Raw genomic sequence first — 13883 nt, 5'->3', positions numbered from 1 at the left:
GAATAGAGAACGAAACCGTCGGCTCAGCCGGTGAATAGCGGCCGTCTATGGGAGTCGTGACTCACGGGAGACAGTCAGTCGGCGAAAATGCGATCGGTGGCGATGTGGTCGGTGTCCGTCGCTACCGAATAACGTCGAGTCCGTTGTTGGTCTCGACGGGATCGGTGCCGCCGTCTTCCCAAGCGGCGCGGTCGGCACTTCCGTTCGCCTCGGCTGCACGCGACCCTGTATCACCGAGGTCGCCGTTGATACTGGCGCGCGACCGGTCCGCCTGCTTTTGGGTTGACGGGCCGAGCACTTGTGCACTCTGGACACCCGTCATGATCGCCATCACGCGGACTTTCCCCTTGTACTCGTCTTGAATTCTGGCACCCCAGATCACGTTGGCACTGGCCTCAAGCCGGTCGGTGATGTTGTTCGCGATCCCTTCGGCCTCTTTTAGTGTCAGGTCCGGGCCGCCGGTGATGTGGACGAGTCCGCCAGAGGCGCCGCGGTAGTCGACGTCAAGGAGTGGGTGATTCATCGCGTCGTTGACCACCTCTTGGGTCTTGTTTTTGTCCTGTGTCTCGCCGACGAGCATGACTGCCACGCCGCCTTGGTTCATAATCGTCGACATGTCGGCGTAATCGAGGTTGATCAGGCTGGGCTGGGTGATCGTCTCGGAGATGCCTTTCACCGTCTCGGCGATGATTTGGTCCATCACCGAGAACGCCTTGCCGATCGGGAGATTCGGCACGTAATCGAGCAGCCGGTTGTTGTCGAGCACGATGATCGAATCGGCCTCGTTCCGAAGCGACTCGAGGCCTTCTTCTGCTTTCACCGTGCGGGCGCGCTCGACGTTGAACGGCGTCGAGACCATCCCGACGACGATGGCACCTTGGTCTTTGGCGATCTGCGAGACGACGGGTGCCGCACCGGTGCCGGTGCCGCCGCCCATCCCCGCGGTGACGAAGACGAGATCGGCATCACCGAGAACCTCCTTGATCGTTCCCTGGGCCATCTCGGTCGCCCGCTCACCCATCTTGGGATCGCCACCGGCACCGAGTCCCTGTGTGAGTGACTTACCCACGAGGATCTTGGTGTCGGCTTCGATCATCTTCAGGTGCTGTTTGTCCGTGTTGATCGCGACTGTATCGGCACCGTCGACGCCGATGTTGTACAGTCGGTTGACGGTGTTGTTACCAGCGCCGCCCGCACCGACGATAACGATTCGGGGATCACCGAACTCGTCGTCGTCGTCCGTGCTGGTGTCAAGCTCGCGCTTTTCTGCCTCCGCGTTTTCGAGGGCGTCTTGAACGAGATCTTGCATCGGTTTACACCTTCGCCCAGCTGTGTGCGCGGCCGCGGTCGTCGCGCTCTGTGTCTTGTTCGCTCAGCATCTCGCGAACGGCCGACCGGATTGCCTCGCTCCGATTCGGGAACTCTCCCGTCTCGACCATCTGTTCCACCTCGTCGATCTGCTGTTTCGGAATGCGCAGTGTCACACGCTCCATATGTTGTATTCCCCCGGTAAGACGACGGACTGCGTGTCTTACAGAACACAGCGGATTCACCGGGGACATCCCCGATTACGTCGCCGGCTGTAAGACGGTCGTCTTACACAGGCGAGACGTCTGAAGCTAATGATATAAATCTACCGGCGGATGTATGACACCACCACCCTGTAGGTGTTCGGTTTGGGACTGTTCACGGGTCGTGTAACACGTCTGCAGCGGGGGTCCGCCGACCGCATCCCGGGCAGAACGCCCAGTCCGTCCGCACCTCGTCTCCGCACTCACAGAACGCCCGGTGTGACTGTTTCTCCCCACAGTTTGGGCAGTACACGTCTCCGTCCGGAACGTGTTCACCACAGCCGACACAGGCGCGCTGTCCTTCGGGCGTCGCTCCGGGGTCCACATCCTGTGTCTTACGTGTCGCTGGGTCGTCGGTCGGATCGCCGTCTCTGGTTACACGCGCGTCGTCGATATCAGCGCCAGGAGCGTCAAGCGTGACGTTTACGGTCACATCTCCGGGTGCATACGAGTGTGTAGCGTCCGGCGGTCTGGCAGCGCCACGGGCTGGTAATGCCGCATCGAGTCGGTCCTCGATCAGTTCGTCGACGCGATCAGCGAGTATCGCTTCGAGCGAGTTGGCGTCTGCGTCGTCTTCGGGGTCGTCCGCGAGGTGCGTCCGAAGCGCCTCGCGCATCACCTCGCTCTTTGAGGCGTCACACGCTTCCAGTCGCTCGACGAGTTCGTCGTCGGCTCGGAAGGTGATCTTGCTCATCGTTCGTGATAACGCAACCATCGGTATAAGTCCTTTCGCTCAGGAAGCGGAGTTCATGCGGTGTGGTCACACGTCTGTCTGACGCAGATTTATACCTCCCGCGCGGGCATACGAGTGTATATGAGTAATCGAGTTGAAGACCTCGAACGCCAGGTTGCGGAGCTGCAGGCAGCGGTAAACGGACTCACCGAAGAGCTCGTCGAGACCAAAGAACGCGTTCGTCAGCTCGAAGCCGACCACGAGGCGCAGACCGTCAAAGCCGAGCGCCGGACCACGTCAGACGACCACGCTGAGGTCGTCGAACAACGGTCGACCGACGACGAGACAGCGGTCACCGATGAGACGGAAGCCGGCGAGACAGCCGCAGAACAGCCGACAAGCGACAACGCACAGGCCACCGATAGCGATGGTTTCATTGTCGCGGGTGTCGATGAAGTCGGTCCCGAGTCGACAGCGACCGACGGGGATGGGTCAAGCGAGACCGCCGAGTCTGGTGACGGCGACCGCGAGTCGGAGACAGACAACGCAAGCAGCGACATTATTGTCGCGTAAGACGTCACCGCCGTCATGTACATTACCGAGGTCGTCCTCGACGGATTCAAGAGCTTCGGACGGACGACGCGGATCCCGTTCTATGAGGATTTCACCGTCGTCACCGGACCGAACGGGTCCGGAAAGTCGAACATCATCGACGGGGTGTTGTTCGCGCTCGGGCTGGCACGGACCAGAGGGATCCGCGCCCAGAAGCTCACCGACCTCATCTACAACCCTGGTCACGACGACGAGGTCGACGGAAGCGGGCCGAACGAGGCCGCGGTCACCGTCGTGTTGTCCAACGAGGATGGGGCTCTCGACCGATCACAAGTCGTCTCCGCGGCCGGCTCGGAGGACGTTGGTGACGTCTCCGAGATCACGATCAAACGACGGGTCAAAGAGACAGACGACAACTACTACTCGTACTACTACCTCAACGGCCGCTCGGTGAATCTCTCGGACATCCGCGACCTTCTCGCCGCGGCCGGGGTGACCCCGGAAGGGTACAACGTCGTCATGCAGGGCGACGTGACCGAGATAATCAACATGACGCCGTACCAGCGGCGGGGGATCATCGACGAGATCGCAGGCGTCGCCGAGTTTGACGAGAAGAAGGAGGCCGCCTTCGGCGAGCTCGATACGGTCGAAGACCGGATCGGAGAAGCCGACCTTCGCATCGAGGAGAAACGCGGGCGGCTCAACCAACTCGAAGCCGAACGGGAGACTGCACTCGAGTACCAATCTCTTCGCGAGGATGTCGAAGAGTACCGCGGGTTCCGCAAGGCCTCCGAGCTCGAGGAAAAACGCGACGCCCTCGCGGACGTCGATGAGGAGATCGAGTCAGCGCGCGAAACGCTCGAATCGCGTCAGACCGAACTCGACACGAGACAGGGAGCACTTACGCGGCTCGAAGAGGACCTCGAAGACCTTACCCACGAGATAGAGACCAAAGGCGAGGACGAACAAATCGCGATCCGCTCGGAGATCGAATCACTTCGAGGTGAGCGCTCGCGGCTCGAAGCGCAAATCGAGACCGCACGCGAGCGAGTTGAGACGGCAGAAACCGAGCGGCGCAACGCGTTCGTCCAGATCGACCGCAAACAGGAGACGCTCGACGAACTCGAGAGTGAGATCCGCGAAGTGAAAGTCGAGAAGGCATCGATCGTCTCGGAGATCGCGACCAAACGCGCCGAGGTCTCCGACGTCGAAGCCGAGATCGAAGGCGCCGACACCGAGTTCGACGATCTGAAAGCCGAGCTCGCCGAGACGAAAGAGACGCTCGAGTCGTTACGCGAGAAGAAACACGAGACACAACGCGAGAAGGACCGACTTCTCGACGAGGCTCGAAGACGGTCCAACGCGGTCGAAGAGACGCGCGAGGAGCTCGCCGACGCCGAGGAGTCGATCCCAGACCTGCGAGCACGCCTCTCAGAGCTCCACGGTGAACTCGACAAGGCTGAGAAGAATCACGCAACCATCGAAGAAGCAATCTCCGAGCTGTTCGCGGAGAAAGCCGAAAAAAGAGAGCGGCTCGAGGCGCTCGAAGCGGAGCTGCGCGAGAAACAAAACGAGTACGCAACGCTGGAGGCGGCCGCGAGCGAGCGAGGAGACAGCTCTTGGCCACGGGCGGTGACCGAAGTAAAAAACGGCGGGATCGACGGTGTCCACGGGGCAGTTGGCGAGCTCGGCTCCGTCGACGGGCGGTACGCCGAGGCGTGTGAGACAGCTGCAGGCGGGCGGCTCGCAAACGTCGTCGTCGACGACGACGGCGTCGGCTCGACGTGTATCGACTATCTCAAGCGGCGAAACGCCGGTCGCGCCACGTTTTTACCGATCACGAAGATGGACGACCGGGGGTTGCCGCGGACCCCGTCGATGCCCGGCGTCGTCGACTTCGCGCGGAACCTCGTGACGTACGAGTCGACCTACGACCCGATTTTCTCGTACGTGTTGGGGTCGACGCTCGTCGTCGAGGACATGGCCACTGCTCGCGACCTAATGGGCGACTACCGGATGGTGACACGCGACGGAGACCTCGTCGAGAAGTCGGGTGCGATGACCGGTGGCTCCGGGGGCGGTTCGCGATACTCGTTCACCAGCGCTGGCGGGGGGAAGCTCGAACGGCTCGCGACCGAGATCGCGACACTCGAAGACGAACGCCAGACACTCCAGGCGACGATCGACGAACTCGACGCCGACATCGACGACGCCCGCGCCCGGAAGGTCGAGGCCACAGAGCGGGTTCGGTCGCTCGAAGCCGACGTCGACCGCGCAGAACGTGATCTCGAGGAAACCACCGCTCGGATCGAGGAGTTAGAAGACGAGCTCGAGTCGCTCGCGACGGCGCGTGAGGACGTCGAATCCGAGATGACCGCACTCGACGAGCGGCTCTCATCACTCGACGAGACGATAGCCGATCGTGAAGCCGACATCGAGGAGCTGGAGGCGGCGCTCGGAGACTCGAAGATCCCGGCGCTGTCGGCGCGGGCCGACGAGCTCAGCGAGGAAATTACCGGGCTCGAAGAGCGGACCACCGAACTCGACGGACGGCTCACAGAGCTGGAGCTCGAACAGTCGTACGCCGAAGACGCCGTCGACGACCTCCACGACACCGTCGAGGAGGCACAAAATACGAAAGCCGAAGCCGAGGCGGCGATCGAAGACCACGAGGCGGCGATCGAAGAGACGGAGGCGACACTCGAGACGAAACGCGAGGCCATAGCCGATCTCGAGGACGAGCTTGCCGAGTTGAAGGCGGAGCGTGAGTCACTGCGAGAGGATATACAGGCTGCAAAACAGCGTCGCGACGAGCAGCAGTCACTCGTTACGGATGCGGAGTCGACACTCGAAGAGCTGACCGACCGGCGCGACCGGCTCGAGTGGGAGGTCGACGAGCTCAACTCGCAAGTCGGAGACTACGACCCAGACGCGATCCCCGATCTCGACGTTGTCGAATCGAAGATCGAGTCGCTCGAATCAGAGATGGAGGCGCTCGAACCCGTGAACATGCTCGCAATAGACGAGTATGACGAGGCGGCTGCCGAACTCGAGCAACTCGAAGCGCGGCGCGACGTACTCGTCGAAGAGCGTGATGCTATTCAGTCGCGCATCGAAGGGTACGAAGCAGAAAAGAAGGACGCGTTCGTGGAGACGTTTGAGTCGATCAACGACCACTTCGAAGATATCTTCTCGCGGCTCTCGGCGGGAACCGGGGAACTCATCTTAGAGAACCCAGACGACCCGTTCGAGGAGGGGCTCACGATGCGAGCCCAGCCCGCAGACAAGCCAGTGCAGCGGCTGGAGGCGATGAGTGGTGGAGAAAAGTCGCTCACGGCGCTTTCGTTCATCTTCGCGGTCCAGCGACACAACCCGGCGCCGTTTTACGCACTCGACGAGGTCGACGCCTTCCTCGATGCGGTGAACGCCGAGCGGGTCGGCGAGATGATAGAAGAGCTGGCCGCCGACGCGCAATTCGTCGTAGTCGGGCACCGCTCAGCGTTGTTAGAGCGGGCCGACCGGGCGATCGGCGTCACGATGCAAGGCGACAATCGATCTGCGGTGACCGGCATGCAGTTCGGCGAGGGGGCGAGCGCAGATGACTGACCCTGACGACGGCATACCCTCGCTGGATCTGACGACGAAACGCGACGGCGACACGCCGGGGGCGGGTGCGATCGACGAGTTGGGGCGCGACGACGACGATAGAGACGTGAAGGTGACCGACGACAGCGAGGACGAGGCGATGGGCGACAAGGAGGTCGAGCCCGTCGAGATCTTGGTCCAGCTCGCCGAGGAAGGCGCAATCGAGCCGTGGGACATCGATATCGTCCGCGTGACGGACGCGTTCTTATCGAAGCTCGACGAGATCGACCTCCGAACGACCGGCCGGGCGCTCTTTTATGCGAGCGTCCTCCTCCGGATGAAGAGCGACGAACTGCTCGTCGACGACACAGACGAGGAGCCTGAACCAGAGCCGTGGGAGGTGGCGATGGAAGGCGGCGTCGAGGATCCGGCCGACCCGGGCTACGACCCGATCGACGCGCTCGAATCGGAGATGGACCGGCGACTAGAGCGCAAGCGTGCACGCGGCACCCCGGAGACGCTGGACGAGTTGGTTCGTGACTTACGCGACGCCGAGCGCGACTCGTGGTGGAAGTCTTCACGCGAGTACGACACCACTGCCTCACCGAGCGGCTACGACCGCGGGACACAGACGCTCGATTACCACGCGGGCGACGAGTTCCGTCGCGAGGGCGAGCCGACCGCCGGGGAGGCGACTGACCGTACCCACGACGAGGAGATCGAGACGGTCATCGACGACGTCGAAACAGCTGTGCGACCGCACTTCGACGCCGGCCGTGTAGAGGTCCTATTCGCCGAGGTGTCCGATGCCGGCGGGCGGCCGTTCATGACCTTCCTCGGGCTGTTGTTCATGGCACACCGCGGGAGCGTCGTCCTCCGACAGGACGAGCTGTTCGGCGACCTCTGGATCCGCGATCCCGCGGCGGCAACTGGCGAGTCGGAGGCCGTCGCGGACTGATCGCGCGGCACGTCTCGGTACGTTGATGTCGTGGCGAGCCACATTACGACCGTGATCGACACGCTCGCCGCCTCACCGGTGGGAGTGGCCGTCGCGGCCGTCCTCTGGAGTGCACTCGGCCTGTACGGGCTCTCGGCGCTCTGGTGGACGCTCGAGGCGACGGTACTCGCGCGGGGCGGTCGCGTGGCACCCGAAGACGTACGCTGGGGGTACGACGAGGTGCAGGTTCGGATCCTCACCGTCGACGCGGCCGCCGTGGTACGAGGAACCGTCGACGCGGTCCCCGACGGTATCGACGACGTCGTCGTCGTCGCCGAGACGCCGATGTCAATAGACGACGCGGCGGTTCGCGTCGTTCCCGAGTCGTTCGAGTGTACGGCGACGCACAAGGGCCGCGCCCTAGAGTGGGCTCGACGGCACGTCGCGTGTGATCGAGAGTACGTCATGTACCTCGACGAGGACACGATCATGACCGATTTCGTGGGGCTTCCAGACGCCGACATCGTGCAGTTCACCGAGCTGCCGCTGTACACTGGCTCCTGGGTGACGTACGTCTGTGAGGTGTTCCGGATCGGGTACCAGTACGAGCAGTTCGCGTTTCACCGTCTCCGGTACCCACTGTACGCGTGGGGGGGCTGTCTCGCCGTGCGGGCGTCAGTCGAGGACGCGGTGACGTGGGACGCGGCGACCGTCACCGAGGATACGAACTTCCTCTGGCGGGCCGCCGCACGCGGGCGGCTCGACTTCGCGGTGCTCGACGTTCGATTTCGCAACCAGGCACCGCCATCGATACGAGCGATGGTGGCCCAACGTCGACGGTGGATCTCGGGGACCCGCGCCGACGGCGGACTGCTCCCTCGTTCGTACCGGCCGCTGTACTACACCCGGATCGTCGCGTGGGCGTTCTCACCACTCGTCCCCGTCTTCGTGGTCGTTTCGGCGGCGACGCCGGGAGCGGTTCCCGCGTCTGGGGCGTACCAGGCGGCGTCGGTGGCGCTGTTCGGGCTCCTGTTCGTGTACACGAGCGTGGGGACCGTACGGTATCGGAAGTCAGTGGGGCGGGCCCTCGCGTACGTGGTCGCGACGCCCCTCGCGTTCCTCGCTCACTCGGCCGGCGCCCTGTGGGGGGTGGTGTGCCCCGTCGACTCGTTTGCCGTCACACAGAAGGTCGCACCCGAGACCGTCGAGTCCGTCAACGCCCGGCTCGAAGCGGGCGACATCGAAGCGCACGACGGCAGCGAGCGGCTCGTCGAGGAGCGGCGCGTCAAGTAGTGACGCATCGAGTGGCACGCACACGCCTCAGAGGTACGTCCCAACGAGCGGTTCGACACGGTCGCGGGTCGCTTCTGGGATCGCCTCCGTCGGCGTGTTGATCGTCCCCTCAAGCGCAGAGTGAGCGGCACACTCGTGATCCGCAGGGAGGGTGCGAACTGCTTCCTCGACCGCCGCCTCGATCGCTGCCTGGTTCGCCTCGGCGTTCTCGAGTACCTCGTGTAGCGTCACCTCGTTGTCTGTTTTCCAGACGTCGTAGTCGGTGACGCCCGCGATGGTGGCGTACGCGATCTCCGCCTCCCGCGCGAGTTTCGCCTCAGGTATCGCGGTCATGCCAACGAGGTCCCACCCTTGATCCCGGTAGAACGCCGACTCGGCTCGCGTCGAGTACTGTGGCCCCTCGATACAGACGTACGTCCCACCACGGACGACGTCGGTGTCGGTCGCCGATCGCGCGGCGGCGGTCAGGTGGTCGACGAGCGATGGACTGTACGGCTCGGCGAAGGGCTGGTGAACGACGATGCCGTCCCCGTAAAATGAGAGCGGTCGTCGCTTCGTCCGGTCGTAGATCTGGTCGGGGATCACAAGCGTGCCGGGTGAGAGATCCTCACGAAGGCTCCCAACTGCATTCGACGCAAAGACGTGAGTCACGCCCGCGAGCTTAAGCGCATACATATTCGCGCGGTACGGGAGGTCGGTTGGCGAAGCGCCGTGATCGCTCCCGTGTCGAGGGAGAAACGCGACCTCGCGGCCGGTGTCGGCGAACTCACCGATGGTGACCGCGTCGCTCGGTGTGCCGTAGGGCGTCTCGTACGTGACCTCACGGACGTCGGACAGCGGCAGGGCCTCGTAGATACCGCTGCCACCGATGAAGCCGATGGTGCTCATACGCGTCTTCGGTGCGCTCGCCACTTAGGTGTGTACAGCCGCATTCCTCAGTCACAATACCAGTTGGACGGCCGCGAGCGTCAGCCCACTCACCACGAGCAGGTGGACGAGGACAACACCTACAGGGGCGAGACCGACCGTCTCGAGCTCCCGGAGCCGTATCGAGAGGCCGAGCCCGACGAACGCGACGAGGAAGAGTCCGTCCGAGGCGGTGCCGATCGCGGCGAGCGCGGCCGGCGAGAGAATACCGGCGTTGGCGACGGCAGCGACGAGGAGGAAGCCGATCAAGAACTTCGGGAACTCCGCCCACAGCCGGCGAGCCTCGGGGTCGGTCGCCGACCGAGCGGCGTACAACGTCGAGTAGCCGATGGCGACACCACCGAGGAGCGCGTTTCTCGCGAGCTTCGTCACCGTCGCCCACTGACCCGCCTCCGGCGAGTGCGCGAACCCGGCAGCCGCGACCGGACCGGTCGAGAACATACTCAATCCGGCCCAGACGCCGAAGGTGCGGTTACTGAGCCCGAGCCACTCGCCCGCGATCGGGAAGGCCACGAGCGTGATCGCATCGAACAGCAGGACCGTCGCGGCCGCAAAGGTGAGCGTCGCCCCACGAGCATCGAGGACGCGACCAATGGCGACGACCGCGGACACGCCACAGATGCTCGCGCCCGCGGCCAACAACGACGGGGCGACGCCGTCGAGTCGGAACCACAGTCTGGCGACAGCCTCAGACAACAACAGTCCGAAACCGACCGTACAGACCACGAGCCCGAGCACCGTCGGTCCTGCGGCGACCAGTTCGTCCACGGCGACGGCCGCACCAAGCAAGACGATCCCGGTCTCTAACGCCAGCTTGTGGACGCCGACGCCCGGCTCTGCCACCGCCGGGACGCCGACGGTGTTGCCGACGACTGCACCGACGACGACTGCGACGACGAGCGGCTGGAGTCCGGGGACGGCCCGGCCGACCAGCCAGGCGACGAGCGCACCGGCTGCAAGGAATCCCACGCCGGCGCCGTATGGTCGAGCGTCGGTCGCGATCGACATCAAAACACCAGGGCGCTGAAGCCGACGACCACGAGGCCGAGCGCCAACGCCTGCCACCCGCGATCGAGGGCGCGCCAGCGACGGGTGATCGGCGAGGAGGCCGACAGCCGTCCACCGTCATCGCGGTCGTCTGCACTCTCGTCACAGGCGTCCGCGCGATCGTTCTGGACGTCCCCACAGTCATCGCCCATCGTCTCACGTTGCGTCCCGTCAGCCATACATGTGTGATCGCGCCGGGGGCGGCTTACGCGTGTCGTTCGACCCCAACGAGCGACGCCTCTCTCGTCACCGGTCGGCCGACGCTGTCTCGTCGCCCGTGGCCGCTCGATACTGTCGGTATCGGGAACGAAGCCGGTCGAAGAGGGCGTGTCCTGCGTCGGTCTGGAGTCGCCGCTCGGTCGTCGCAAAGAACTCGTCAAGCGCGTCGTACTCGGTGAACGCCCCCGGCTCACCCGCGGCGGGATCGTACCGATCCTCGCACTCGTAAGCGACCGCCTGCACGCAGGTGTCGAGGAGGTCACACTCCTTCACCAACACCGCCTCGGGCGTCTCGCGGGCCTCGTACGTCGCGAAGGCGTCGTCGATTCGGTCGGGGAGCGGGTCGGTAAGCGTCGCCATCGCTTCTCGCTCCGCGGCGGCCTTCGCCTCGCGGTCAACAGGGTCGGCCGTCTCGTCTGCCCGCGTCGCCACGTCGCCGGTCAGCGCCTCGGCGACGTCGTGGACGACCGCGAGCCGAAGCGCCCGGTCGAGGTCGACGCCGGGCAACTCGTCGCGAAACCGGTCGCCGAACGCCAACACGAGGTACGCGACGCCCCACGAGTGTGCCGCGACCGACTCAGGGTCGCAGACGCCACGGAGCTGCCACCCGGTTCGTCGCTCGTCTTTCAGCCCGTAGGCCGCAAGCATCGCGTCGATGGCGGGAGCTGCCGGATTGTTCGGGGCAACCGCGTCGGCCGGGTGAGCGGGGTCGCTTGGGTCGCCCGCGTCGCCCGAGCCCGTGTCGTCGCTCATCCTGGGTCACTCAGCGAGCGTCCACGTCTCGGGACCCGCCGCCTCGACGACTCCGCGTCGCTCCATCTCAGCGAGCACCTCGTCGAGCCGGCCAGGTTGGGCCACTTCCATCTCGATACGGCCGACGCCGTGGTCCGCTTCGAGGTGGTGACGGATCGCCTCGCGGTCGAACGAGTCGACCTCCGCACGCGCCATGGCGCCCGCGATGATATCGATCATGTCCTCGATGAAGTTCCACGGGTAGACGACCCATGTCCACTGTTCGAGGTGCTCGCCGACGAAGTTGGGTTCGAACGACGAGGTGTCGAGCAGCTGGAGTGTCGCGGTCCGGATCGTAGCCGCGTCGCGCTCGTCGACGTACTCTGCGGCGCGTCGAATCGAGCCACCGGTGTCGGCGATGTCGTCGATGACGAGGACGTCTTTGCCAGCCACCGATCCCTCCGGCATCGGGTACCGGATCTGTGCCTCGTCGGCCTTCTCGGCCGTGCCGACGTAGTGTTCCATCTTGAGGCTCGTGAGGTCGTCGAGGCCGAGGAAGTCACAGATACATCGTCCCGCGAACCAGCCACCGCGCGCGAGTGCGACGACGACGTCCGGCTCGAACGCGTCGCGTTTCACTTCGTTCGAGATGACGCGACAAAGCCCGTAGATGTACTCCCAGTTCGTCAGCGTGCAATCGAAGTCGTCCGGGAGGTCGCTCATATCGTACGCGTCGAGCCCACTCACATAAGCGCTTGTGGACGCGCGTCGCCCCCACGGGTGTGCCGACACGATTTAGGTGGCCCACTCACAACCGATCGGTAATGAGTACGCAGGCCGTGAGCGAGGAGACGGCGGTCGTCATCGGGCTGGAGGTCCACGTCCAGCTCGAGACCGACACCAAGATATTCTGTGGCTGTTCGACCGAGCCGGCCGACGACGAGGCGCCGAACACCCGGACCTGCCCCACCTGCCTCGGGCTCCCGGGGGCGCTCCCAGTGATCAACGAGGCCGCCGTCGAGGCGGCGGTGAAGGTCGGGAAGGCGATCGACGCCGACATCCCCGAGACGACGACGTTTCACCGGAAGAACTACTACTACCCCGACCTCCCGAAAAACTTCCAGCTCACCCAGTACGACGCCCCGATCTGTGCGGACGGTGAACTCGAGGTCGCCGTCGACGGTGAGCCGCGCACCATCGGGATCACCCGCGCACACATCGAAGAGGATCCCGGGAGCCTCCAACACGTCGGTGGCTCGATCGAGTCGGCCACCCACACACTCGTGAACTACAACCGAGCCGGAACCCCGCTCATGGAGATCGTCACAGAGCCGGACTTCCGTTCACCCGCAGAGACGCGTGCGTTCCTCGCGAAGTTAGAAGAGGTACTCGAGTACCTCGGCGTCTTCGACCCAGGCCGCGACGGGAGTCTCCGGGTCGACGCGAACGTCTCGCTCGTCGATACTGACGCGGTGGCCGCAGACGGGTCCGTGCCCACACCAGTGCTCGAATCGACGAACCGGGCCGAGGTGAAGAACATCTCGAGTCATAAGGGCGCAGAGAAAGCGCTCGCGTACGAGGCCACCCGACAGCGAAACGTGCTTCGGCGCGGCCGCGAGATCGATCAAGAGACCCGTCACTGGGACGAGGGGCGCGGCGTGACCGTCTCGATGCGCTCGAAGGAGGCTGAAAAGGACTACCGCTACTTCCGCGAGGCGGACCTCCCGGCGCTCGAGGTGGCCGACTGGCGCGAGTCGATCGCGATTCCCGAGCTACCGGACGCGCGGCGCGAACGGTTCCGTGAGGAGTACGGCCTCGACCGCGAGTCGGCCTCGAAGCTAACCTCGACAAAGGCGGTAGCGGACTTCTTCGAGGACGTCGCCGCCGAGTTCGACCCAGAGCTCGCCGCGACGTGGGTCGCAGACAACCTCCTCGGTGAGCTCAACTACCGGGAGTTGGCGATAACAGACGTCGAGGGGCGACTCAACGAGTTCACGCGGCTGATCGGGCTCGTCGACGCCGGTGAGGTGACGGTCAAGAACGCCGAGGAGGTCGTTCTCCGCGAGATGCTCGACGCCGGCGACGACCCCGACGCCGTGATCGAACGCGAGGGATTGGGGAAAGCCGGCGCAGGCGAGGTTGAGTCCGCCGTCGACGCCGCGATCGACGAGAACCCAGAGGCGGTCACAGACTACCACGACGGCGACGAGGGCGCGATCAACTTCCTCGTCGGGCAGGTGATGCAAGCCACCGGTGGAAGCGCCGACCCGAGCCAGGTGAACGGGCTCCTCCGTGATCGGCTCGAAGAGTGAGCCGATGGCGGTGACCGTCGAGGTGCGTGGATGCA

Annotated in this window: 13 protein-coding genes; 5 read left to right on the top strand and 8 right to left on the bottom strand. The window is 64.5% G+C overall.

From position 1 onward, the window contains the following. Positions 1-121: 121 nt before the first annotated feature. The 3 genes from ftsZ to ACWUI7_RS01295 all read right to left on the bottom strand — a co-directional run bounded on the left by ftsZ (position 122) and on the right by ACWUI7_RS01295 (position 2265). On the bottom strand, positions 122-1309 hold the full coding sequence (ftsZ, locus tag ACWUI7_RS01305) for a cell division protein FtsZ (RefSeq protein ID WP_496640346.1): 1188 nt from the start codon (positions 1307-1309) through the stop codon (positions 122-124). Between the two features lie 4 nt (positions 1310-1313). Further along, positions 1314-1493, bottom strand: coding sequence for a transcriptional regulator CdrS (cdrS, locus tag ACWUI7_RS01300; protein ID WP_496640345.1), 180 nt, complete (start codon positions 1491-1493; stop codon positions 1314-1316). A 193-nt stretch (positions 1494-1686) separates the two neighbouring features. Next, a complete protein-coding gene (locus ACWUI7_RS01295) occupies positions 1687-2265 on the bottom strand; it encodes a double zinc ribbon domain-containing protein (RefSeq protein WP_496640344.1) in 579 nt (192 codons plus the stop codon). Positions 2266-2385: 120 nt separating this feature from the next. Here ACWUI7_RS01295 and ACWUI7_RS01290 point away from each other — a divergent pair, with 120 nt between their 5' ends. Genes ACWUI7_RS01290 through ACWUI7_RS01275 form a run of 4 tightly spaced genes read left to right on the top strand, consistent with a single transcriptional unit; the run spans position 2386 to position 8611 of the window. After that, entirely contained in the window at positions 2386-2817 is a 432-nt protein-coding gene (locus tag ACWUI7_RS01290) for a DUF7518 family protein (RefSeq protein ID WP_496640343.1), read from the top strand. A 15-nt stretch (positions 2818-2832) separates the two neighbouring features. Further along, complete coding sequence (smc, locus tag ACWUI7_RS01285; protein ID WP_496640342.1) at positions 2833-6402, top strand: chromosome segregation protein SMC; 3570 nt, start codon at positions 2833-2835, stop codon at positions 6400-6402. Beyond that, positions 6395-7339, top strand: coding sequence for a segregation/condensation protein A (locus tag ACWUI7_RS01280; protein ID WP_496640341.1), 945 nt, complete (start codon positions 6395-6397; stop codon positions 7337-7339). Before smc ends, ACWUI7_RS01280 begins: the two co-directional genes overlap by 8 nt. 51 nt (positions 7340-7390) lie before the next feature. Further along, positions 7391-8611 (top strand): glycosyltransferase family 2 protein, encoded by a 1221-nt coding sequence (locus ACWUI7_RS01275; protein WP_496640340.1) that lies wholly within the window; start codon positions 7391-7393, stop codon positions 8609-8611. A gap of 27 nt (positions 8612-8638) precedes the next feature. Here ACWUI7_RS01275 and mtnP read toward each other — a convergent pair whose 3' ends face one another. The 5 genes from mtnP to ACWUI7_RS01250 form a co-directional block, all read right to left on the bottom strand. Then, positions 8639-9499, bottom strand: a complete 861-nt coding sequence (mtnP, locus tag ACWUI7_RS01270; protein ID WP_496640339.1) for an S-methyl-5'-thioadenosine phosphorylase — start codon at positions 9497-9499, stop codon at positions 8639-8641. A 51-nt stretch (positions 9500-9550) separates the two neighbouring features. Then, complete coding sequence (locus ACWUI7_RS01265) at positions 9551-10546, bottom strand: YeiH family protein (protein ID WP_496640338.1); 996 nt, start codon at positions 10544-10546, stop codon at positions 9551-9553. Beyond that, the gene (locus ACWUI7_RS01260; protein WP_496640337.1) at positions 10546-10764 is read right to left on the bottom strand and encodes a hypothetical protein; all 219 of its coding nucleotides are present in this window, start codon (positions 10762-10764) and stop codon (positions 10546-10548) included. The genes ACWUI7_RS01265 and ACWUI7_RS01260 overlap by 1 nt, the downstream gene beginning before the upstream one ends. A gap of 67 nt (positions 10765-10831) precedes the next feature. Further along, positions 10832-11557, bottom strand: a complete 726-nt coding sequence (locus ACWUI7_RS01255; protein ID WP_496640336.1) for an HD domain-containing protein — start codon at positions 11555-11557, stop codon at positions 10832-10834. Between the two features lie 6 nt (positions 11558-11563). After that, positions 11564-12259, bottom strand: coding sequence for a phosphoribosyltransferase (locus ACWUI7_RS01250; RefSeq protein ID WP_496640335.1), 696 nt, complete (start codon positions 12257-12259; stop codon positions 11564-11566). A gap of 101 nt (positions 12260-12360) precedes the next feature. Between ACWUI7_RS01250 and gatB the strand changes: the two genes are divergently transcribed. After that, positions 12361-13848 carry an Asp-tRNA(Asn)/Glu-tRNA(Gln) amidotransferase subunit GatB gene (gatB, locus tag ACWUI7_RS01245; RefSeq protein ID WP_496640334.1) on the top strand — a complete coding sequence of 496 codons (1488 nt, stop codon included), beginning with the start codon at positions 12361-12363 and terminating at the stop codon, positions 13846-13848. The last annotated feature ends 35 nt before the right edge of the window (positions 13849-13883 follow it).

Source organism: Halorubrum orientale, from assembly GCF_059623105.1.
The sequence above is the reverse complement of the archived record's forward strand: the minus strand, read 5'-3'. Positions and strand labels throughout refer to the sequence as shown.